Annotated in this window: 14 protein-coding genes and 1 pseudogene; 8 read left to right on the forward strand and 7 right to left on the reverse strand. The window is 72.4% G+C overall.

The window, feature by feature from the left end; translation table 11 throughout:
• Positions 1-81: 81 nt before the first annotated feature.
• The 4 genes and pseudogenes from WME97_RS30140 (at position 82) to WME97_RS30155 (ending at position 6242) form a co-directional block, all read left to right on the forward strand.
• Positions 82-1545 (forward strand): N-6 DNA methylase, encoded by a 1464-nt coding sequence (locus tag WME97_RS30140; protein ID WP_437542433.1) that lies wholly within the window; start codon positions 82-84, stop codon positions 1543-1545.
• Positions 1542-2864: a restriction endonuclease subunit S gene (locus WME97_RS30145; RefSeq protein ID WP_437542434.1), complete on the forward strand. Its 1323-nt coding sequence runs from the start codon at positions 1542-1544 to the stop codon at positions 2862-2864. The genes WME97_RS30140 and WME97_RS30145 overlap by 4 nt, the downstream gene beginning before the upstream one ends.
• A gap of 126 nt (positions 2865-2990) precedes the next feature.
• Positions 2991-4023: pseudogene (locus WME97_RS30150) on the forward strand (CocE/NonD family hydrolase); the annotation flags it as partial.
• Between the two features lie 788 nt (positions 4024-4811).
• Positions 4812-6242, forward strand: coding sequence for a B12-binding domain-containing radical SAM protein (locus WME97_RS30155; RefSeq protein WP_437542436.1), 1431 nt, complete (start codon positions 4812-4814; stop codon positions 6240-6242).
• 157 nt (positions 6243-6399) lie between these two features.
• Here the strand turns inward: WME97_RS30155 and WME97_RS30160 are convergent, their stop codons facing one another.
• Positions 6400-6975 carry a hypothetical protein gene (locus WME97_RS30160; RefSeq protein WP_437542437.1) on the reverse strand — a complete coding sequence of 192 codons (576 nt, stop codon included), beginning with the start codon at positions 6973-6975 and terminating at the stop codon, positions 6400-6402.
• Between the two features lie 329 nt (positions 6976-7304).
• Between WME97_RS30160 and WME97_RS30165 the strand changes: the two genes are divergently transcribed.
• Entirely contained in the window at positions 7305-7832 is a 528-nt protein-coding gene (locus tag WME97_RS30165; RefSeq protein ID WP_437542438.1) for a hypothetical protein, read from the forward strand.
• A 27-nt stretch (positions 7833-7859) separates the two neighbouring features.
• Here the strand turns inward: WME97_RS30165 and WME97_RS30170 are convergent, their stop codons facing one another.
• Entirely contained in the window at positions 7860-8825 is a 966-nt protein-coding gene (locus WME97_RS30170; RefSeq protein ID WP_437542439.1) for a hypothetical protein, read from the reverse strand.
• Positions 8826-9013: 188 nt separating this feature from the next.
• On the opposite strand from WME97_RS30170, the gene WME97_RS30175 reads away from it, so the two are divergent.
• Together WME97_RS30175 and WME97_RS30180 are read left to right on the forward strand one after the other, a co-directional pair.
• On the forward strand, positions 9014-10471 hold the full coding sequence (locus tag WME97_RS30175) for a hypothetical protein (protein ID WP_437542440.1): 1458 nt from the start codon (positions 9014-9016) through the stop codon (positions 10469-10471).
• Between the two features lie 67 nt (positions 10472-10538).
• Positions 10539-11918, forward strand: a complete 1380-nt coding sequence (locus tag WME97_RS30180; protein ID WP_437542442.1) for a cytochrome P450 — start codon at positions 10539-10541, stop codon at positions 11916-11918.
• An 84-nt stretch (positions 11919-12002) separates the two neighbouring features.
• On the opposite strand, the gene WME97_RS30185 is transcribed toward WME97_RS30180, so the two are convergent.
• From WME97_RS30185 to WME97_RS30195, 3 genes are all read right to left on the reverse strand, one after another.
• The gene (locus WME97_RS30185; RefSeq protein ID WP_437542443.1) at positions 12003-12893 is read right to left on the reverse strand and encodes a hypothetical protein; all 891 of its coding nucleotides are present in this window, start codon (positions 12891-12893) and stop codon (positions 12003-12005) included.
• Between the two features lie 231 nt (positions 12894-13124).
• On the reverse strand, positions 13125-14711 hold the full coding sequence (locus WME97_RS30190) for an SNF2-related protein (protein ID WP_437542444.1): 1587 nt from the start codon (positions 14709-14711) through the stop codon (positions 13125-13127).
• Between the two features lie 140 nt (positions 14712-14851).
• Entirely contained in the window at positions 14852-15484 is a 633-nt protein-coding gene (locus WME97_RS30195; protein WP_437542445.1) for a hypothetical protein, read from the reverse strand.
• Positions 15485-15603: 119 nt separating this feature from the next.
• Between WME97_RS30195 and WME97_RS30200 the strand changes: the two genes are divergently transcribed.
• The gene (locus WME97_RS30200; protein ID WP_437542446.1) at positions 15604-16974 is read left to right on the forward strand and encodes a TolB family protein; all 1371 of its coding nucleotides are present in this window, start codon (positions 15604-15606) and stop codon (positions 16972-16974) included.
• A gap of 80 nt (positions 16975-17054) precedes the next feature.
• On the opposite strand, the gene WME97_RS30205 is transcribed toward WME97_RS30200, so the two are convergent.
• Together WME97_RS30205 and WME97_RS30210 are read right to left on the reverse strand one after the other, a co-directional pair.
• Positions 17055-17864 (reverse strand): hypothetical protein, encoded by an 810-nt coding sequence (locus WME97_RS30205; protein ID WP_437542447.1) that lies wholly within the window; start codon positions 17862-17864, stop codon positions 17055-17057.
• Between the two features lie 260 nt (positions 17865-18124).
• Entirely contained in the window at positions 18125-22120 is a 3996-nt protein-coding gene (locus tag WME97_RS30210) for a protein kinase domain-containing protein (protein ID WP_437542448.1), read from the reverse strand.
• Positions 22121-22219: the final 99 nt, after the last annotated feature.

Below are 22219 nucleotides of genomic sequence, written 5' to 3' on the forward strand. Positions count from 1 at the left end.
CGTGAGGCGCCCGGCCGTGGTAAGCCGGCTCCTCCCGCGCCTCGCCTTCCCGCGCCACGACCCGAACGAAGCCGCCGCCGCATGATCGACGTTGTTGGAAAGCTCTGGGGGTTCTGCCACACGCTCCGCCACGACGGCATCGATCACGGGGACTACATCGAGCAGATCACCTACCTGCTCTTCCTGAAGATGGCCGCCGAGCGAGGCATCGACCTCTCGCGCGTCGAGCACAGGACGCCCCGCGGCGAGGTCGACGCGACCGACTGCTCCTGGCCCGCGCTGCGCGCGCGCAGCGGGCAAGCGCTGCTCGACCGCTACGCCGACGTCCTCCGATCCCTCGACGGGGCCCCCGGCGTCCTCGGGGAGATCTACGCGGGCTCGCAGCCGCGCTTCAAGAGCCCCGCGAGCCTCGGGAAGCTCGTCGACCTCATCGACGAGATCGCGTGGACGCGCCTCGGCGTGGACATCCAGGCCGCGGCGTACGAGGGCCTCCTGGAGAAGGCCGCCGCCGAGGGCAAGAAGGGCGCGGGGCAGTACTTCACGCCCCGCGCCCTGATCCAGTCGATCGTGCGGTGCATCAGGCCCGATCCGCAGGGGAAGCCGGGCTTCGCCCTGTGTGACCCCGCGTGCGGCACCGGGGGCTTCCTTGTCGCCGCCTGGGAGTGGATCGAGGCCGAGGCGCGGGGAGCGCTCGACCGGGAGGCGGCGCGCCGGATCAAGGCCGGGGCGTTCTTCGGCCAGGAGCTCGTCGCGCGCCCCCGCCGGCTCGCCCTGATGAACCTGTACCTCCACGGGATCGAGCCGAGGATCACCCTCGGCGACTCGCTCGACGCCCCGCCGCCGGACGATCGGTTCGACGTGATCCTGACGAACCCGCCGTTCGGCACGAAGGGGGCCTACGAGACGCCGCGCCGCGAGGATTTCGCGATCGCGACCGCGAACAAGCAGCTCAACTTCATCCAGCACGTGCTGACGATCCTGAGGCCGGGCGGCCGGGCGGCGATGGTCCTGCCGGACCATTGCCTGTTCGCCGACCAGGCAGGCGCGGTGCTGGAGATCCTCGCCAGGGGCTGCGACCTGCACACGGTGCTCCGCCTGCCGCACGGGACCTTCACGCCGTACAGCGCCGGGGTGAAGGCCAACGTCGTCTTCTTCACGAAGGGCCGCGCGACGGAGAGGGTCTGGATCTACGACGCCCGGACGGGCGTCCCGTCGATCACCAAGAAGGGGCGGCCGCTCTCCCCGGCGCACTTCGCGGAGTTCGAGCGGTGCTACGGCGGCGACCCCGACGGGCGCGGCGCGCGCGAGGCGGCGAGCTCCAGCGAGGGGCGATTCCGCAGCTTCGAGCTCCGCGAGGTGAAGGAGCGAGAGTTCAAGCTCGACGGGCTGAGGTGGCTCAAGGAGGAGTCGCTCGACGAGGCCGGCGAGATGCCCGAGCCGGAGGAGCTGGCGACCGACGCCCTCCAGGAGCTGACGGAGGCGGTCGCCGCGCTGAACCGCGTGCTCGCGCTGCTCGAGGGCGGGGCGAAGGCGGCGGAGGGGTGAGCGGGTCGCTGCCCGAGGGGTGGGCCGAGACGACGCTCGCGTCGATCTGCTCGCACCGGAGCGGGAGCTCGAAGCTCATCAAGGGGAAGCTCCACGCCGAGCAGCGGCCAGGGCGTTACCAGGGGTTCAGCGCCGCCGGCCCCGACGTGTGGTGCGACGGCTGGGAGCACGAGGGCGAGGCGATCGTCGTCTCCGCCGTGGGGACGCGGTGCGGGAAGGCGTTCAAGGCGCGCGGGCGGTGGTCGGCGATCGCGAACACCCATGTGGTCTGGCCGGATGAGCGGGCCATCGACGTCGGCTACCTGTTCCTCCACCTCAACGACGAGGGATTCTGGGCGAAGGGCGGCTCCGCGCAGCCGTTCGTGAAGGTGCGCGAGACGCTCGAGCGGCCGTTCGCTCTGCCTCCCCTCCCCGAGCAGCGCCGCATCGTGGCGAAGGCCGAGGCCCTGCTCGGCGAGGTGGACGCGGCGAAGGCCCGGCTGGCGAGGTCGTCGCTGCTCCTGCGGCGGCTCCGGCAGGCCGTGCTGGCGGCGGCGTGCTCGGGGAGGCTCACCGAGGACCTGCGCGCGCCGGCCGCCGCCCCGCCGGCCGCGGGACCGGCGGAGCCCCCGCCGCGCTGCTCTACGTCGGCGCCGGCCGCGCCAGGGGCGAGCAGCGACGGTCCGGAGCGTCCGCTGCCGCCGTCCTGGGTCCGCTGCCCGTTCGGCGCCCTGGTGGACAACCACGATGGCCGGCGCGTCCCCGTGAGCTCCGCGGTTCGAGCGAGGCGCCGGGGGCCGTATCCGTATTACGGCGCGTCGGGGGTCATCGACGAGATCGATGGCTACCTGTTCGACGGAGATTATCTGCTGATCGCCGAGGACGGCGCGAACCTCCTGTCGAGGAACACCCGGGTGGCGTTCGCCGCGAGCGGGAGGTTCTGGGTGAACAACCATGCTCATGTGGTCCAGCCGAAGGCCGGCGTGGTCCTCGGGTACCTCGAGCTGCTCCTGAACTCGCTCGACCTGCAGCACCACGTGACCGGCTCGGCCCAGCCGAAGCTCACGCAGGCGGCGCTCAACGGCATCCCCGTGCCGGTGCCGCCGGCGGACGAGCAGGCGGAGATCGTCCGCCGCGCGCAGGCGCTCTTCGCGCTCGCCAGCGAGGTCGAGGAGCGCGTGGCCCGCGCCGCGGCCCGGGCCGACAGGCTCCCGCACACGATCCTCGCCAGGGCGTTCTCCGGAGAGCTCGTCCCCACCGAGGCGGCGCTGGCTCGCGCGGAGGGGCGGGGCTACGAGCCGGCGGAGGCGCTGCTGCGCCGCGTCCGGGGGATGGGGTGAGCGGCTAGCTGCGCCCCCCAACCCCCGCCTCCACTGAACTCCTGTTGTTGTCGGTCCCGGAGTTGGATCCCGACTGGCGGACGAACCTCCTTGCCAAGAGAAAGGTCGCGAACCAGTGAGTGTCACATGGCGGCCGCGGTTGAAACGCCCCTGAAGGTCGAGATGACCGAGCATCTCTGGATCACCCTGAAGGATGGCTGCCGTCTCGCGGCGCGCCTATGGCTGCCAGAAGGAGCGCAAAGAAAGCCGGCGCCGGCCATCCTGGAATACATCCCCTATCGCAAGCGGGACGGAACCCGCGCCCGCGACGAGCCGATGCATGGCTATTTCGCCGGCCACGGTTATGCCGTGCTGCGGGTCGACATGCGGGGATCCGGCGAGAGCGACGGGCTCATGTGGGACGAGTACCTGAAGCAGGAGCAGGACGATGCCCTCGAGGTGATCGCCTGGATGGCGGCGCAGCCCTGGTGCAACGGCCATGTCGGCATGATGGGCAAGTCCTGGGGCGGGTTCAACTGCCTGCAGGTGGCGGCGCTCAGACCGCCGGCCTTGAAGGCGGTGCTCTCGGTTTGCTCGACCGACGACCGCTACGTCGACGACATCCATTACATGGGCGGCTGCCTGCTCAACGACAACCTGTGGTGGGGCACCATCATGCTGGTCTATCAGGCCCGCCCCGCCGACCCGGAGCATCCAACCCTGTGCTCTCTATCTCAACAAGGACGGCCTCGCCCCGGTGAGCGGCGCCGAGGAGGTCCTGGCGCTGCGCTCGCCCCAGCATGTCGGCCTTCAGGGCGGGGAGTGGATGGCGGCCGGCTGCGTCGGGGAGCTGCCGGGCGACCAGCGGATCGACGATTTCGGCTCGCTCACCTTCGACACCGCGCCGCTCGAGGAGGCGATGCAGGTCGTCGGCGCCCCGGAGCTCGAGCTGGGGTTCACCAGCGATAAGCCGGTGGCGCAGCTCTGTGCCAGGCTGTGCGACGTGGCGCCCGACGGCGAGGCGCTGCGGGTCAGCTTCCAGGTCATCAACCTCACCCACCGCGACAGCCACGCGGAGCCGACCCCGCTCGAACCCGGCAAGCGCTACAAAGTGAAGCTGGTATTGAATGCCTGCGCGCATCGCTTTGCAGCCGGTCATCGCCTGCGGATATCGCTTTCCAGCGCCTACTGGCCGCTGATCTGGCCGGCGCCCGAGCGGGCGACGCTCGGCATCATCACCGGCGCCAGCCGCCTCATGCTGCCGCATCGAAGGCCGCGAGCGGCCGACGGCGGCGAACCCTTCCTGAAGCCGGAAGCGGCGCGAGCGACGTCGATCACCCAGGTGAACACGGGCAGCGTCACGCGCTCGGTGACCTTCGACATCACCTCGGGCGCGGTCACGACCGTGACGGATACAGTGGGCGTCTTCGGAGAAGGGCGTCAGCGCCTCGACGAGATCGGCACCGAGGTGCTGCACCAACTCCGCCGCGAGCTCCGCATCGCGCCGGACGATCCGCTTCACGCTTCCTTCACCTGCCGGCAGACGTATGTGCAGTCGCGCCCGGGCTGGGACATCCGCATCGAGGTGACGACCAGGCTCCACGCCGACCGCGACCATTTCTATATCAGCGGCGAGCTCGACGCCTTCGAGGACGACATCCGCTTCGCCAGCCGTGAATGGAGGGAGAAGATCAAGCGGGATCTGGTCTGAGGCTCACCAAGAGCGGAGGCGGAAGCGGCGCCGGCGGCCGAGGCGCGGCCGGAAGGGGGCCCCATGAGGCTCTCGCTTCCTCCGCCCCCGCACGCATCCACCACCGTCCCTCCACGGTAGCTCCTCTCCCTTCTGGAATCGACGCCGGCCGCCTTCCGTTATTCTCGGCGTCTCTCATCGGATCGCCTTCCGCCTTCGGATCCACGCCGTCATCGCGGATCCGCTCCGATGAGACCCATGATCCCGAGGAGGCGCTGATGAAGGTGAGGATCGTCGTGAGTTACGTCCCCCGCTATCGCCGGGGCCACCGCTTCCATTTCGTCCCGCCGGTCACCGGGATCCACCTCGCGGCGATCACCCCGCCGGAGCACGAGGTCGAGCTCTTCCACGAGCAGGTACGCCCCGTCCCCGTCGACGCCTCGCCGGACGTCGTCGCGCTCTCGTTCTTCTCCGGCTTCGCGCGCCGCGCCTACGCGCTCGCCGATCGCTACCGCGCCCTCGGCGTGCGCGTCGTCGCCGGCGGTCCGCATGTCTCGTACTGGATCGAGGAGGCGCTCCAGCACGTGGACGTGGTGGTCACCGGGGAGGCCGAGGCGGTCTGGCCCTCGGTCCTGCGCGATCTCGCGCGAGGCACGCAGCGCCGCGTCTATCACGGCGAACCGGCGTCGCTCGCCGGGCTGCCGACCCCTCGCTACGACCTGCTCGAAGAGCGCTTCCTGGTCCCTCGCGTGCTCCAGGCGACGCGCGGCTGCCCGTTCACGTGCAGCTTCTGCACGGTGCCCGACCTCAACCCCGGCTTCCGCGTGCGCCCCGTCGACGAGGTGATCCGCGACATCGCCACCACGCATTTCCCCCGCTTCTGGCAGGAGAAGGTCGCGTGGTTCTGGGACGACAACCTGCTCGTCCAGCGCCGCTGGGCCAAGGAGCTCCTGCGCGAGCTCGCCGGGCTCGATCGCTGGTGGCTCACGCAGGCATCCATCGATATCGTCAAGGACCGGGAGCTCCTCGACGCGATGGAGCGGTCCGGCTGTATCGGCATCTTCCTTGGCATCGAGAGCCTCGACGAGGCCGATCTCAAGAGCGTCGACAAGCGCCAGAACCGCGCGCGCGAGTACCGCGAGGCCATCCGCAAGCTGCACGATCGCGGGATCTGCGTGATGGCGGGCTTCATCTCGGGCTTCGACGATCAGACGCCGGAGGTCATCGCCTCCACGGCCGATCGGCTGAACGAGATCGGCGTCGACGTCCCGTTCCTGAGCATCCTCACGCCGTTCCGGGGCACGCCGCTGTACGACGAGCACCGGCGAGACGGGCGCATCCTGGAAGAGCGTGACTGGCCCCATTACAGCGGCTACGGCGTCGCCTTCCGGCCGGCGCGCATGTCCCCCGAGCAGCTCCTCGCCGCCCACCGTCAGATGTGGAATCGCGCCTTCGGCCCCGCGGCGGTGATCGAGCGCCTCGCGCGCGGCGCGCGGTCGCTGAGCCGCGGCGCCATGATGCTGTCGGCGGCGATGAACGGCTTTTACGGCCTCAAGCAGATCACCGGCAACGAGCCGGCCGCGCCGCCGCTCGAGCCGAAGGGGACGATCCGGCACCCCGCGCCCGGGGACGCCCCGGCCCGGCTCTCGCGCCTCGGCCTGAAGCGGTCCGCGAGCGCGGCCGACAGCTCGGTGGAACGCACGGCGTAGCGGCGCGGGAGCGAACGCTCACCAAGCGTCTCGCCGTCGAGCGACTCCATCGCGAGTAGGGGCACCCCGCGGCGGTCGCGCCGTTCGCGATGTACCGCACGACAGCCGGGATCTGGAGTGACGCCACCACCTCGTGTCTCCGCGAACGAAGGTCGAGCTAGGGCAGATCTCTGATCTCCGACGTGCAGGCGCCCTCGTCGCAGCGCGCCGCGGCCGCCTGCTCGCTCTCTCGCTCGAGCCGCCGGCCGTCCTCCGCGAGCGGCGGACGCGGCGCGCAATCGCACAGCGGCCAGCCTGCGAGGCACACCGCCTCGGCGGCCTCGAACGCTTCCTTGTCGTCCGCGTCCACGCCCACGAACAGGATGTCTCCGCAGCAGGTCGTGACGTGCGGCAGCACGACGCAGTCGCTCGCCTGTTCGCAGGCCTTGCTGAACGCCGGAAAGCTCGACTCGCGGCACGCCAGGCCATGGCTGCTCCCGCCCCCGGAGCCGCCGGCCCCGCCGCTGGCGGGGCTGCCGCCGCCACCCCCGGAGCCGCCGGCTCCGCCGCTCGCGGCGCTGCCTCCGCCACCCCCGGAGCCGCCGGCTCCGCCGCTCGCGGCGCTGCCGCCGCCGCCCCCGGAGCCGCCAGCGCCGGCGCTGCCGCTCGCGCCCGCTCCGCTGGTGCTGGTGGATTCCGCGCTCGCAGGTCCATGGTCCTCTTCGCCGCACGCCGCGCCGCCCAGCGTCGCCAACGCGATGAAGGAACCACGAGCCAACCAGAGAAAGCACTTGTGTGTCATGGCCGCCGCGTCGAGCACGGGACATGCCCGCTCCGGCACGAGAGAAACACGCTGGTTTTCTGTGCCATGGCGAGCCACGACATGGCAGCGCACGGCAAGGCGATCAGGCCGAGATCGGGGGAGGCGGTCATGCTTGCCGGTGTTCATGAACATGCGATTACTACGATTGTAACAGACTTGACGAGCACGCGTGTCGTGCGTGCATCGAACCACGGCCCCAGGTCGAACCAGCCGTACGGTCACTTGACGCCGGAGGCGTAAGCGAGTGATGCTCCGGCGCCATGGCGGGCTCGAAGCGTGTGAACGCGTCCCTGGCGATGGCGCTGATCGGGCTTGCGGCGGCCGGCGGGTGTACCGCGCTGGCGGGGCTGGACGAAAGCTACCATCTGGTGGGCGGAGGCGGCGGGACCGGCGGCGGCTCGACGGGTGGCGGGACCGGCGGGGGCTCGACGGGTGGCGAGGCCGGCGGCAGCGCAGGCGGCAGCTCGACGGGTGGCGAGGCGGGCGCTGGCGCGGGCAGCGAGGTCGGAGCCGGTGGCGGCGCCGAGTGCGCGACCTGCTCTTTGCCGCCTTACGACACCGACGATCCGGCGGACCTGTGCGAGGCGTCGGCCGAGATTTACGAGGTGCTCATGGACTGCCTCTGCGCTGCCTGCGGCCTGGTGGAGGAGTTGCCCTGCTATGGCGCGTGCGGCGCCGGCGAGGGGCGGAGCGCCGAGTGCAACGACTGCCTCGCCTCTGTGGCCGCCGAGGTGGAGGGCGAGTGTGCGCCCGAGGTCGCCGCGTGCGAGTTCGACACGGGCGAGTGATCTCGGCCCCCCGGGGTCAGCGCTCGCTCAGCAGGGCGTGAACATCTCGGCGCCGAGATACGTGTTCGTGAACTGGCTGTTGACCGGGTTGCCGAGATAGTCGTAGCACTGCACGTTCACCTGGGTGTCCGAGCCGACGCCGGTCCAGTACGAGACCTTGCAATACTGATTGCCGTAGCCGTAGGCCGTCACCATCGCGGTCGAGTTGTACGACAGCATGTTCGGGTACCGCACGAAATGCGAGCCGACGGGCGCGTTGTGCCCCGCGCTGATGCCCGGGCCGAAGTAGCAAGGATGCAGCGTGTTGTACAGACCCGTGTAGCTCGCGGTCGGGGTGTACGACGACGACACCGGGTCGCTCGCCCACGCGAAGCCGCCCACGCGGCCGGTGCTCGGCATGCCGAGGTGATAGCTGAGGCTGAACAGGCTGTCGGCCGACGCCCCCGCCGCGCCCCAGCAGCCCACGTCGATGAGGGTGTCGGCGCCGCTCTGGTTCCAGCCAGATACGTTGCAGTACTCCATCCCGCCGCCGTACGCCGTGACATGCACGGTGCCGCCGGTGGCGGACATGCCCGGGACGCGGACGGTGTACCGGCCCGTGTTCACGTGGGTAATGGTGCTGTACTGGTTGCCGCTCGTGTACTGGTACGTCGTCGAGGGCGTGTACGGCACGTTGAGCGGGGCGGACGCCTGGTCGTTCCCGAGGTACGCGCCGCCATAGCTGTTGTTCTCGCGCGAAGAGAGGGCGACGAAATACGTGTTCACCGGGGCGCCGCCGGCCGAATCGTGGGAATACGAGCTGTTGGCGTTGATGGTGCCCACGCCGGTCAGGGTCGACCACACCCAGCCGAAGCCCTGCGTGGACGAGCTGGAGAGCATCGCCGCCTCGGCGCTGGCGGTGTCCTCTTCGGAGAGGTCCGCGACCTCGGGATCCTGCGTATCCGCGACACAGCCGACCCCGACCGTGACGGCGAGCGAGGCAAACGAGGACACGAACACAGCCAAGATCGCGGCGACGGGACTGTCGCCTGGCAGAGGACAAGGGCCTGCCAGGAAGGACCCCGGCGCGCGCTCGTCATCGGCTCCCTCGGACGACAAGCGACGAGCGCCAGTCGTCCTCGCGCCGAGCGTATGACCTCATGGCTTGTGGCGCGGCGACCGCGCGGGCATGAAGCCCCCTCATGCCCCTCCGAGAGCTCCTCCCCATCGTCCTCCTCGGCGCAGGAATCGCGCTCGGGGCGGGGAGCGCGGCCTGCGCCGCGCGACAAGGCTCGACCGGCGCGAGCTCGTCGAGCGCCGCCGCGCAGCCGGCGCGGCCAAGCGCACCGGCGAGCGCCTCCGCGGCGGCGCCGGCGCAAGCGGCGGCGAGCGACCCGGCCGCGCCCGGGGGAGCCGCGCCCGAGCCGCCGCCCGCGTCGGCCGAGCAGATCGCGCGCCTCCCGCCGGGCGCAGCGATCTACGCCTCGCTTCGCAACGACGCCCTCGACGTCGCTGTCCAGTACGTGCCCCAGATCGCCGAGATCCTGATCGAGGCGAACCGCGCGCTCGGCAGCCAAGACCCGCCGGACGTGACGCTCGCGAAGGCCGGCGTCGATCCGCGAAGGCCGATCCTGGGCGCCGTGGTGCCCGCGTCCGAGAAGAGCGCGCGCGCCGTCGTCGACGCCATGGCCAAGGGGGCCTCGGGCAAAGCGCTCGAGAAGGTCGTCCTCGGGCACGCGGGGGACGTGACGCGGGTGCGGCTCCTCGTTCCGCTCGTGAGCGGGGCGGACCCGCGGCGCGCCCTGGCGGGCGTGGTGGACGTCCTCACGGGCGGCGCCCCGCTGGACGCGTGCCCGGGCGCAGCGCGCTGCGCCGGCTTCGGCGCCCGGGCGCCGCTCGGCGTGGCGCAGGGCGGGATCGCCGCCGTCGCGGTCTACGCGGACGGCGCCGACCTCCGGCTCGACGTCGTGATGTCGCTCTTCGGGTCCGGCGGCGATCCGGCCGCCCTGAAGGAGCTCGTCGCGTTCGGCGAAGAGGTCGGGGGCCCGGAGGGCCGGTGCTCCAGGTTCGACGCGAGCCCCGTAGTGTCGGTGTGCCTCGATCCCGAGCGGATGGGCGAGCTGGGCGCGACGGACGGCTACGGCAAGATCGCGAGGGCGCTCTCCGGAGGCCACGTCGATCCAAGGGTGATCCCGGGGATCGCCGCCCAGGGCTTCGCCGAGGCCCGGCAGAACCTCTGGCTCGCCGCGCCGGCGCGCAGGCTCGCCAGCGATGGCACCCTCGGGGTCACCGTGCAGGGCAAGCGGAGCCGCTTCGTCGCGTCGTGGGCCCTGACGGACGCCTCGCGCGCGGGCGTCGAGAGGGCGTTCGCCGCCGAGCGATGCGCCGCCGGCGATGCGGCGGTCACGGAGCTCTTGCCGGCGCTCCGCGCGGCGGTCGGCGGTCCGGGGAAGGGCTTCGACGACCCGAAGAAGGTCGTCACCGCGTTCAAGGAGGCAGGCTGGTCTGCGTATCTGATCGCCGCCGGCGGCCCATGGCTGAACCTGCTCGGCGTGATCGCGGGCGTGCTCGAGCAGGGCCCCGGCACCGACCCCGACTACCATGTGTGCGCCCGATACGACGGCGGGCGGCTCGTCCTCGTGTCCGAGATCCGGAGATGACAGCGCGCCTCTCGCCGGGCGCCCAGGCCGCGCCGGCGTGATGATACAAGTGGAGGTCGCACGCGCCATGACCACCGCCCTCCCCGCTTCCTTCGCCGATCTCCCGCTCCTTCAAGGCCGCAACCCCCTCGCCCGCCGCATCGAGACCCGGCATGGATTCCCCATCCTCCCCGGCCGCTTCCCGGTCGTGGGCCACATGCCGGCGATCGCCGTCGACGAGCTCGGCCTGCTCCGCGAGGGCCAGCGCCGCTTCGGCTCCCTCTTCTTCTGGGCTCCCGGCGTCGACGCCTGGCAGCTCATCTACGCATCGAACGAGGCCTTCTCGCTCTTCAAGAGCAAGGCCGTCGACTCCTCGTACCTGACCGAGGGCGGCGTCGGCTACCTCTTCGGTCAGACGCTGATGGCCCACGACGGCGCCTCGCACCGCCGCCTCCGCACAGCGATGAACGGGCCCTTCTCGCCGAAGGGCCTCGACGCCGCGGAGGTCGGCGCGATCGTCGCGACCAGCGTCGAGCGCAAGGTCCGCTCGTGGCTCGGCCGTCGCGACGTCCAGCTGCTGCGCGAGACCCGCGAGCTGGCCCTGGAGGTGATGTTCAAGATCACCGGCGTCGAGGACGACGAGCTGCCCGAGTGGCGCCACTATTACGAGGATCTGATGCTCGTGATCCTCGGCCTGCCCTTCGACGTGCCGGGCTCGCCGCGGCGCCGCGGCCTCCGCGCCCGCGCCTGGCTCGACGAGCGCATCGGCCGGATCCTCGCCGGCGTGCGCGCCCGCGGCGACGCGAAGGGCCTCCTGCCGGCGCTGCTCACGGCCCGCGACGAGCAGGGCGAGCCGCTCTCGGAGCAGGACCTCGTGGGCAACCTCCGCCTGCTCCTCCTCGCCGGCCACGAGACCTCGGCCTCGGTCATGGCCTGGTGCGTCGCCCACCTCGCCGAGAGCCCTGCGGTCTGGCGCGCGCTCCGCGAGGAGGCGTCGAGCGCGCCGGATCTCCCGCGCTCGCCCGCGGATCTCCGCCGCTTCCCCTACGCCGAGGCCGTGTTCCGCGAGGCGCTCCGCCTCCATCCGCCGGTGGCCCACGACGCCCGCCGCGCCGTCGCCGATTTCGAGCTCGACGGCCGCGCCGTCCCCGCAGGGACCCACGTGGCGATCCCGCTGGTCCTGCTCTCCCGCGATCCGGAGCTCTACCCCGATCCGGACAGCTACCGCCCCGAGCGCTGGCTCGGCCGCAAGGAGGCGCTCTCGCCGCTCGAGATCGCCCAGTTCGGCGGCGGCGCCCACTTCTGCCTCGGCTATCACCTCGCCTGGATGGAGATCGTCCAGTTCCTCGTCGCGCTCGGGCGGGAGCTCCCGGCCTCGGGCCCCAGGCTCCAGGGCGGATTCCCCGCCTCGCGCTACCTCCCGGTGCTCCGCCCCTCGGGGGGCACGCGCGTCCGATTCGACGGCTGAAGCGCCGCGTCCGGCGACACCATGGATACTCAGCTGGCAAAGCCCATCTGATTCATCGCCTTGTCGGGCCGCATCCGTTGACCATCAGGAGAGCACTTCGGCGGCGCTCTTCGCCGCAAGGACGTTGTCGATCCAGCGGTCGAGGGTCGCAATGTCCGTGCACGCCTGGATGCGAGCGCTCTCGCTCGCGGTCAGCGCGATCCCTGCGCGCGCAAGCAGCCGCAGCAGCGTGTCCCTTTTGCCCTCGAGCTTGCCCTCACGTAGACCCTTGAGCTCGCTGCGATCCATCAGCTCCCGCACGAACGGAAACCTCGCCTCGTCTTCGATCTGCCGTTCCATGACCAACGCCTCCAGAGCCCGCCGCATGGGCTCACGCAACCCGCTCCAGATGACCTGAAAGTAGACCATCGAGTGCTCCTGGTCGAGCCGGCCAAGCGCAACGAGCGCGGCCTTGAGCACGGTGAGCCCGTTCGGCCCATTGCCGTGCGCCACCGCCGAGAGCACGGCCAGCTCGGTGTCCTTCTCCGCCTCGGCTGGGTCGGTGATCTCGGGGACGACGGCCGGACCGAGCACCAGCGGCTCGACGTGGCCGAGGCCCAGGCCGAGGTCGATGCTCTCCGCCGCCCAGGAGGCCACGCCGACGTCCGGTGCGACCACCAGGACGACGGTGCCGCAGCGCTTCCTGGCGCGCACGACCGTGACGTACGTCGGCCACGAGAACTTCTTGTCGGGATCCTCGTCACGCTGGATCTCGACGACGATCGCCAGCACGAGCGCGCCGCTCGCGTCTCGAAGCTCGAGCACCAGATCAGCGCGGAACTCCACCGGGATGAGCTGGTCGAGCGACGATTCGACCACCCCGACCGAGGTGTGTGGCGGCACATCGAGGTGGAAGAGCGTCGCGAGCCAGTGGGGCGCGAGCTCCGGGTGCTCACGGAACATCTCGACGAGGGCGTTGTGCTCGAGCGTCGGCATGACGCTCGGCCTCGAGCACCCCCCGTGCCGACACGAAACGACGGGAAAACGCGAGGAGATATCCGCCTCAGGGGTGGCGGCGCCATGGCGGATGGAGGCGGCCACGACGCATCCCTCCATGGCAGCCCGGCCCAACGACTTGGTCTTCTGCCGCGCATGGTGCGCGCAACGCGCCCGCCCGTCGGTCAGCAAGCCCTTGTTGGGCCGCGTCGGCAGGCATTGGAGCGTCTCTCACTCGGCTCCGGCGAGCAACCGCTCGATCTCGTGCATCGTCTCGACGTCATCGCCGACCATCGCCTTCATCGACCGGATCCTGCGGCTCACGATCGCGGCGATCTTGTCTTCGACGGTATCGTCGGCATACGCCCAGTAGACCTGCGCAAAGCGTCCATCGCGGTGGCAGCGGCCCTCGATCTGCGCCATCTGGATCGCCGACCACCGCAGATCGTGGATCACCGCCGAGCGCGGCACCTCGTTGTGCTCGCCCTGGTGGAGCGAGATCCCCTCTTCCACGGTGAAGAGCACCACGCGCGGCTCGCCGCGCTGGAAGCGGAGGCGCTCGGCCTCCTTCTCGCCGGCCGGCAGCGCGCCGTGGATCAGCGCGCACGGGACGCGCTCCCGGGCCAGCGCGGCCTCCACGGCCTCGAGCGTCTCCATGAAGGCGACGGAGACCGCGACCTGATGCCCGTTGTCGAGCAGCTCACACACCAGCTCCACGGTGCTGCCCACGCGGATGAGCGAGCTCTTCTGTCGCAGGCGCAGCATCGCGGCGAGCGCCGACCTCGGGTTCGCGCCCTTTGGCAGGAGATCCATCTCCCGGCGGAACGCGGTCCACGCCTGCGCGTAGAGCTCGCGCGCGGAGGCGTCGAGCTCGAGCGGGGTGAGGATGCGGTTGATCTCGGGCCAGCCGGCCACGTCCTCCGGGCGACGGCGCATCCCGACCGCCGGACGGCCGTCGAACAGGAGGGCACGCACCTTCTCGCAGTCCGCCGGATCGCCGCGCCAGTCCCACCTGCCGAACGCGCCGCGCGCGACCCCGAGCCCCTGGCCTTCGCACCACTGCTCGAAGTCCTTCAGATCCGCGGAGCGGCTCCCGGTTGCGCTCGCCAGGAGCGGCGCGAGATACGACAGCTCCAGCGGGTTCTGCCCCGCGGTGGCCGAGAGCCACAGCGCGAACCGTGCGCGTGCGTTGAGCTTGACCGCGAGCTTGGAGCGCGCCGCCGCCGGGTTCTTGCAGCGATGGCTCTCGTCCCAGATCACCACGTCGAACTCCGCGGCGCTGCCGGCGCGCGCGAGGCCCTTCTTCGATCGGATCCTTCGCCGCGCCTCCGGGGTCACCTCGAAGAGCTTGCCCAGCCGATCATAGTTGATGATCACGATCTCTTTGCCTGCGTCGCCCATGGCCCGGACCGTGCGGCGCCAGTGCGCGACGACGGCGAGCGGACAGACGATCAGCACCGTCGTGACGTCCGGCATCTGGAGGACCGCTGCCCAGGCGGTGATCGTCTTGCCGAGGCCGACGTCGTCGGCGAGGAGGAACCCGGCGCGCCTGGCGGCCTTCGCGGCGGCGATGGCCCGCACGCCGTCCAGCTGGTGCGGGCGGAGGACGATCGCCCCGGCGGGGGCGGCCGGCGCGGGCGCGGGGTCGTCGTTGAGCTCGTGCTCGATGCGTCGCTCCCACGAGTACGGCGCGGCGCGGAACGGCGCGAGAGCCGGCGGGAGCGTCTCTGCGCGAACGACGAACACGCCGTGCTCCGCGTCCCAGCGCGCGCCGCTCGCGGACGCGACCGCGCGCATCGCGAACGGGACGTCGAGCACATGGGCTCGCTCCGGCGCTGCACGCGGAGCGGGGGCCGCTGGAGGGGCCGCTCTGGGAGCTCTACGCGGGGCCGACACCGTTCGCTTGGCACGCATCGTCGTCATGACGCCCCTGATACCAGCGCGGACGCGCGCCCGCGCTAGAAGACGCCGCGCAGGGCGGCGCCGAGGTGCAGGATCTGGAGCGGCGTGTCCGAGGGCGTGCGGAGGGGGCGGAGCTGGTATTCGAGGACGAGCGCAGGCTGGGCGTCCTCCTCGGGGAAGAGCACGAAATCGAGGCCAGCGCCCACGTAGAGGTCGGCGCGAAGCGCGTCTCGCTCGCCGCCGACCTCACCGCCCAGGCTCAGAAAGGGATCGATCCGCTCATAGGCCGTCATCTGGGCGAAGGCGAGCGGCCGGAACTGCCCGCCGAGCGCGAGCACGCCGCCGCGGCGGCCCTCCACCTGTTCATAGCGGAGCGCGCCGGCGAGCCCGATTCCGCGCACGCTCATCGAGGCGCGCAGGCTCACCCCGCCCGGCTCCTCCCAATCGCTGATCGCGCCAGTGGCGCCTATCTGGGCCTGGCCCCAGAAGCGGAGCTCATTGAGCGCCTCGACGACGGCGGAGCCCATGCCGGTGAACGCGGGCGCGGAGTCCGAGGCGCTCGCCGCGGCCGGAGACGCGAGCGCGGCGGCCATGGTCGCGGCGCCAAGCGCGCGCCCCGCGGGTGAGCGCGCGCGGACGAGGGGGCGCGGGAGGGCCTCGTCCAGGGTGGGCGGCGCGGCGGCGCTCATCGCGCGAGCCTATCACCGCTCGCGTGGGCGCCAGAAGGAGCCCTGCCCTTCGAGCGGCGCGCGGCGCAGCGCTCCGAGAACGGGATGAGCCCCCCGTGCCGCGGCGTTCTCCCATGATCATGCACGAACGAACGCCGCGCACCGCGATCGCGTGGCTCCTGCTCGCCGCGTGCACGCCCAGACCGGCGGGCGACGGCGAGCCCCCTCCCCCGCCCAGCGCCTCGATCGCGGCGGCCCCGCTCCAGTGCGACGACACGCCTCCGCCCGCCCCCCCTGCCCTCGCGGCGTCGCCGGCGCCGAGCGCGGAGCCTCGGACCGCGCCGTACCAGCCGCCCCCCGAGCCAACCGCGGAATCGACGAGTCCAACCCCGCGCAAGACGATCGGCACCTTCGACGACTGGGTGAAGGCCTATGAGGGGCTCGGCGTGCCCGAGGCGGAGAAGAGGCCGCCGCGGCTCCGCCGCGCCAAGGAGCTCACCCTGGCGTCCGGGCGCATCGTCTTCGTGCGCTCGGGCGATGTCTTCACGATGGACCTCGCGACGGGCGTCGAGGCGCAGCTCACGCGAAAGACGCAGCGCAACATCGCGCCCACCTTCCTCGGCGACGGCCGGCGGATCGCCTTTCTCAGCAACCGCGACGGGATGGCCTGGCGCGCCTACCTCATGAACGCGGACGGCACGGAGCAGCGGCCGATCACCGGCAAATTCGCCGCATGGTACGGCGAGCCCTCGTTCGCCATCTCGCCGGACGGCGCCCGCGTCGCCTACGTCGCCGGGGCGCGCGCGCCGGAGGACCAAGGCCTGGAAGAGCTTCACCTCGTCGAGGTCGCGAGCGGCGACGACCAGCGCATCGGCCAGCCTACGACGCTGGGCGAATGCACGTTCTCGCCGGCCGGCGACGCGATTCATTGCGTCGCAGGCGAGTTCGACGCGGAGCACCTCCTCTCGGTGGAAATCGCCACGAGGCGCGTCAGGCGCTTGCCGGACGCGGGCAACCACATGTTCAGCGTCGCCCGCTTTCTCGGCGATCGCCTGCTCTTCTCGGCGAGCGAGACGGAGGCTCTCTGCTGCCAGCGGTCGCAGCTCTACACGACGGCCCTCGACGGCACCGGGATCAAGGGGCTCGGCTCGTTCTGGGTCTCGGGCTCGATGCACCCGGAGGTCTCGCCGAAGGGCTCGAAGATCGCCGTCGCGTGGTCCGTCCGCGTGGGCGGGTTCGGCGCGGATTACTGGAACGAGATCACGCTGCTCGACGCGAACGGCGGCGCCGACCGCCCGCTCACCAGCGCGTTTCCGCGCCCCTTCTACAGCGCCTACGGGCCTGCCTGGGCGCCCGACGATCACCACCTCGCCTTCACGCTCTCGTTATGCCCTTATTACGGCTGCGAGCCGACGATTCGAAGCGTCGTCGTCGTCGACACCCGGAACGCCAAGGCCGTGCCCGCGTTCATCGCCTACGGCGGCAGCGCGTCGTGGAGCCCCGTTCCCTAGAGAGACGCCCCTGCGTCGACAGCGCTGCACCGGCGGCTCGGGCCGTGGCGATGCCCTTGGTCGACGAGGAGCGCCGGGCCTCATGGCTGGCAGCTCGGGTAGAGGTTGAAGACCCCCTCCGCGTCGAGCTTCGACGAGATCGACTCCAGGTACGACACACCGTCCGCGTGGCACGTCGGCTGGCCAGCGGCGTTCGTTACGCAGTCCGTCTCGTTCGGGAGCGAGCCCTTGCACGGCCCGAGGAGGGTGAGCTTGCACGTCGGCGACGAGTCGCAGATCCGCAGCTTCGCGAACGTGCTCCACACATCGCCGCACGCGAGCTGCGCGCCCTCATCCGCGCAGGCATAAGCGACTTCGTGGCCCGGGACGAAGATGTTGCCGAACATGGTCGCGTCCGGGAACGTGTACTGCGCCGGGTTCATCCAGGGCGCGTCCGCGAGGCCCGGGTGCTTGCCCACCATGCGGATCGGCACCTCCTCCAGGAAGCCGTTCAAGGTCTGGAGGAGACACGCCGTCACCCAGCGCTGCGGGGAGGAGAGGGACAGCGCCTGACTCCGCCACGGCGCCGCGAGGCCGAGCGCCCCCTTGTACACGTAGGAGGACGCGCCCACCACGCCCGTCACCGTCATGTCCGGGCGGAGCGCGCAGCCCACGACATAGTGGAGGAGCTTGCGGCCCTGCGCTGTCTCCAGGAGCGGCGTGCTCGCGAGCTTGCCAGCGCCGTCCGCGAGCGGCGCCAGGGCGAGCCGCTGGAGCATCTGTATCGTCCGCGGCTCCCAGAAGAACTCCGGATCATCGCCGTTGGGAAAGACATACGCCTGCTCGACCGACGCCACATCGTCCTCGGCCGCGATGTCCTCCTCGTTGTCGTCGGCCGGCGCCGGCGTCACCACGCATCCAAGCGCGAACAGGCACGTACCGAGAAGCGCTGTAACCGGGGCTCCAAAGCTCGACATAATTTTCTCCTGAGGCGACGCGTGCGACGCGTTCTGACCGGCTATCTCCAGGTTTCGTGCCAGGCGGCCGGCCCCCTCCCGCACGGGACGCCGGCGCGCCCGCTCACGAAAAATTTCAAATCATATCCGATAGTTACAATCCGGATCCGGCGCGAAGGCGGGCGCCAGGGGGCATCGGATGGAGGCGCTGCCCCTCACCCGCTGATGCCCGGAGCCGCCATCGGATCCAGCTGAGCCGCGAGCCGCGCCAGCCGGGCGCGGAAGCCCGGCGCGTCGTCGAGCTGCGCCGCCGCTTCCTGGAGAGCGCAGGCCGCCTCCCGTGGCCGCCCGCCGGCGATCGCCATCTCGGCGCGCATCGAGAGCAGCTCGACGAGCTCGATCGCCAGGAGACCGCCCCGGCACCGCGACAGCACGTCCTCCCACGGATCGGCGCTCGTGGACGGCTCGTGCGCGCGGAGGCCCAGTTCGCAGAGCACCAGGTGGAGCGCGCGGTAGAACGCCCACAGCGAGGGCGCCGAGGGGTCGGGCGGGCAGCTCCGCTCGATCCACGAGAGGTGGCGGCTCGCCTCGTCGTGGCAGCGCCTCGAGACGAGGATGCGCGCAAGGAGCAGGGAGCACTCGGGCGCGGCGTGCTCGAAGAACCGCCGCTCGAGCACGTGCGCGCGGCGGGCCAGCTCCAGCGCCTCGTCCCCATGGTCGCTCGCGTGGAGCAGCTCCGCCGCGTTCAGCGTCACGTGGCGCTCCAGGACGGGGTTTCCGAGCTCGCGCGCCAGCGCGATGGCGTGGCGCATGTCCGCCATGGCGAGGTCGAGCTCGCGCCGCATGGCCCTCAGCGGGATACGGCACGTGCAGGCGGCGCAGAGGTGAGGCCAGTCCTCGGCGGACGACGCCAGGGCGAACGTCTCGTCGAAGCGAGCGCTCGAGAGGTCGAGCTCTCCCAGCCACATCAAGGCCGGCGACAGCAGGAGGAGCGCGACGATCCTGGTCCCGTAATCGCCCTCGGCCTCCACGCTGGCGGCGCCTCGCGTGAGCAGCTCGACGGCCTCGGCGACCCGGCCGCGCCGGAAGCAGGTGCGCCCCTCGGCGACGAGCACGCGGCCCTCGAGCGCGCGCGAGCGCGCGCCGAGCCGGTCGACGAGCGCGCGCGCCTCCCCGACGCGCTCGGCCGAGCGATCGAACTCGCCCGCCCAGTCGAGCGCGGCCGCCTCCTCGAGCAGCACGTCCGCGAGGGAGGCGTCGTCGCCGAGCTCCGCGGCCAGCGCCCGCGCGGCCGCGAGGTCGTCCGTGGCCTCGCGCGTCCGGTCGACGCGGTAGCGGCTCTTGCCCCGCCCCGCCAGCGCGCGCGCCCGCCGGCGGGCGTCGCCCGGCGCCGCGAACGAGAGCGCCGCCGTGTAGTGGCGGTCCGCCTCGACGTGGCGGTGCCGCGCGAACGCGAGATCGGCGAGCGTGAGGCACGCGTCCGCCGCCGCCTCCCGCGCCCCGCACCCGCCGGCGTGCCGCGCGAGCGGCGCGAGGAGCTCCGGGCGAGGCCCCTCCGCCTCGACCCTGGCCGTGAAGTACGCGAGCGCGCGCCGGTGGATCTGCGCGCGCTCCGCCGGGTCGAGCAGCTCGACCACGGCGTCCTGGAAGACCGCGCTCTGGAACGAGCATCGCTCGCCCGCGCCGCGCTCCAGGATCCTGTGCTCGACGAGGGCGCTCAGGCCGTAGCCCGCGTCGATGGGCGTGCCGGCCTCCCCCGCCCGGGCGATCGAGTCCAGGATCTGCTCGAGCTCCGCGCGGGCGAACGAGTCGCCGAGCACCGCGCAGAGCCGGACGCACGCCGCGAGCTCCGGCGAGAGCGCGTCGAGCCGCCGCTCCGCGAGCCATTGCCACGCGGGCGACGGGGGGAGGTTGTCGAGCTCGGCCGTGGCGACGTAGTGGCTACCGGCGTTCACGCGGCGCTTCACGAGGCCGGCCCGCTTGAGCGAGCGCACGAGCTCCACGAGGCACGCCGGGTTGTTGCCCGCCCAGCGCGCGAGCCGGCGCAGCGTCTCGGCAGGGGGGTACTCCGCCGGCCGCAGCAGCTCGGCGGCGAGCGCCATCGCCGCCGCGTCGTCGAGCGGCGCGAGCGCCGCGCGGTCGTGGCGCTGGGTGCGCGCGCCCCAGGCGCGGCGGACCTGCTCGAAGCGGGGGTGCGCGGCGACGAGCACCCACAGCGCGACGCCGGAGCCATCGAGCGTGGCGTACTCGAGCGCGTCGACAAGCGCGTCGTCGGCCCAGTGCGCGTCGTCGACGATCACCGCGACCGGCCCGCGCTGGGCGCGCCGGCGCAGCGCCTCGCCGAGCGCCTGGACCACGCCGTGGTGGAGCGAAGCGGGCGCGCCGCGCGCGGGCAGCGGCGACCAGCCGAGCGCCGCCGCGACCGACGGCCACGTCGCCTCGCCGAGCGCGGCGCCGAGCCGCTCGCGGCAGAACGCGGCGACGTCCGGCGGCGCCTCCGCGGGCGCGTCGAGGACACGGCCGAGGAGCTCGGCCGCGTCGCGCGCCGCGTCGCCGAGCAGCGGCTGCGCCGCGCGGAGCGAGACAACGAGCGCCCCGGCGTCGCAGCGGAGCGCCGCCGAGGCGGCCTCCGCCGCGAGTCGGCTCTTCCCGAGCCCGGTATCGCCGATCAGCGTGAACAGCCCCGGGCACGTGCCGTCGAAGGCCGCGCGCGCGCTCTCCGCGATCGCCGCGAGGACGTCGTCGCGGCCTGCGAGCGGGACCTCGATCTCGACGGACGGCTCGGCCTCGGTTGAGGCGGGCCGGCCGTCGCTGTCCTCGCGCGCCGGCAGGACGCGCTCGATCTCGGCGGAGAGGGCGACGCCCGACCACGGCTCTGGCGGCAGCCAGGTCTCGGGTCGCTCGACGGCGGCGCCGTACGCCGAGACGGCGCCGCGCGCCCTGCGGCGGAGGGTGACCGACGCGAGGTGCAGCGCCGCGCGCGCCCCGTGCTTCCCGGCGAGCTCGCGCGCGGCGGCGAGCGCGGCCTGCGCCGGATGATCGGCGTCCTTGCCGGAGAAGACCGCGACGTAGCGGCTGCCGCGCTGCCGTGTGATGAACCCCTTGCGGCCGGTCACGGAGGCGATGACGGGCGACGCCGCGGCCGTCGTGTCGGCGACGAGCAGCACGACCGAGCTCCGCCCCCCGGCGATCAGCCTGGCGCTCGTCGAGTCCGCCGGCGCCGCGGCGCGCGTGGGCAGCGCGCCCGGCTCGGCCGGCGCCGCGGCACGGTGGCGCGGCGCGCCCGGCTCGGCCGGCGCCCCGGTCGGCGCGAAGGAGGCGCGCGCCGCGGCGAGGGCGCGCCGCAGCGAGGGCGCGTCCGCCGGGCGGCGCTCGCGATCCTTGGCGAGGCACGCCAGCGTGAGCTCCTCGAGCGCGGCGGGCACCGGCGCGAGCTCGCTCGGGCGCTCGGGGCGCAGCGTGAGGTGCGCATGCTCGAGCGAGGCGCCGTCGCCGGCGAAGGGCAGCCGCAGGGTGAGCAGCTCGAAGAGGATGACGCCGAACGCGTAGACGTCGGCGCGCACGTCGACCGCCTCGCCGCGGAACTGCTCCGGCGCCATGTACTCGGGCGTCCCCAGGACCACGCCGCTGCGGGTGAGCAGCTCCTCGCGCGCCGCGTCGCCAGGCGTGCGCTCGGAGCGCTTCGTGAGCCCGAAGTCGAGCAGCACGACCCGCTCGTCCGCCGCCGCGGAGCGGCGCTCGATGAAGAGGTTCTCCGGCTTCAGATCCCTGTGGATCGCGCCCCTGCTGTGAGCGGCCTCGAGCGCGGCGAGCACGGCGTCGGCCCGCGCCGCGACCCAGCCCGGATCGGGCGGGGCGGCGAGGGCCGCGAGCTCCGAGGCGAGCGTGCGGCCGAAGAGCCGCTCCATCACGAGGTAGGGGCGACCATCGTCGAGCCGGCCGCACCTGTAGAATCGCGCCACGTGCGGCGGGCCGATGCGCTCGATCGCGTCGGCCTCCCGGCGGAAGCGCTCTTCCAGCATCGGCGTGGTGGACATGCCGACCTTGACGGCGACCGGGGCGCCGTCCTCGTCCGAGACCCCCGCCCACACGATGGCGAAGCCGCCCTGCCCCAGGCGCTCGCCGAGCGAGACTCCGGGGACGCGCGGCGGAGCGGGCGCGGACGGCTCGCCGGGCGGCGGCGTCCATCCGTCGAAGGGGCACGGCGCCACGCCCTCGCGACGCCGGTGACACAAAGGACAGCGATGCACTCGGCCTCTCTCTGACGCAGGCGCGCAGGCGCGCCCGCGAGCGCGCACCACGCCCATGCT

It is taken from the genome of Sorangium sp. So ce367, assembly GCF_051520455.1.
Taxonomy (GTDB): Bacteria; Myxococcota_A; Polyangia; order Polyangiales; family Polyangiaceae; genus Sorangium; species Sorangium cellulosum_B.

What these genes read in the sequence shown, in the direction of transcription:
- WME97_RS30140 (WP_437542433.1), top strand. Translation starts at nt 82, where the DNA reads ATGATCGACGTTGTTGGAAAGCTCTGGGGGTTCTGCCACACGCTCCGC.
- WME97_RS30155 (WP_437542436.1), top strand. Translation starts at nt 4,812, where the DNA reads ATGAAGGTGAGGATCGTCGTGAGTTACGTCCCCCGCTATCGCCGGGGC.
- WME97_RS30165 (WP_437542438.1), top strand. Translation starts at nt 7,305, where the DNA reads ATGGCGGGCTCGAAGCGTGTGAACGCGTCCCTGGCGATGGCGCTGATC.
- WME97_RS30175 (WP_437542440.1), top strand. Translation starts at nt 9,014, where the DNA reads ATGCCCCTCCGAGAGCTCCTCCCCATCGTCCTCCTCGGCGCAGGAATC.
- WME97_RS30180 (WP_437542442.1), top strand. Translation starts at nt 10,539, where the DNA reads ATGACCACCGCCCTCCCCGCTTCCTTCGCCGATCTCCCGCTCCTTCAA.
- WME97_RS30185 (WP_437542443.1), bottom strand. Translation starts at nt 12,893, where the DNA reads ATGCCGACGCTCGAGCACAACGCCCTCGTCGAGATGTTCCGTGAGCAC.
- WME97_RS30195 (WP_437542445.1), bottom strand. Translation starts at nt 15,484, where the DNA reads ATGAGCGCCGCCGCGCCGCCCACCCTGGACGAGGCCCTCCCGCGCCCC.
- WME97_RS30200 (WP_437542446.1), top strand. Translation starts at nt 15,604, where the DNA reads ATGCACGAACGAACGCCGCGCACCGCGATCGCGTGGCTCCTGCTCGCC.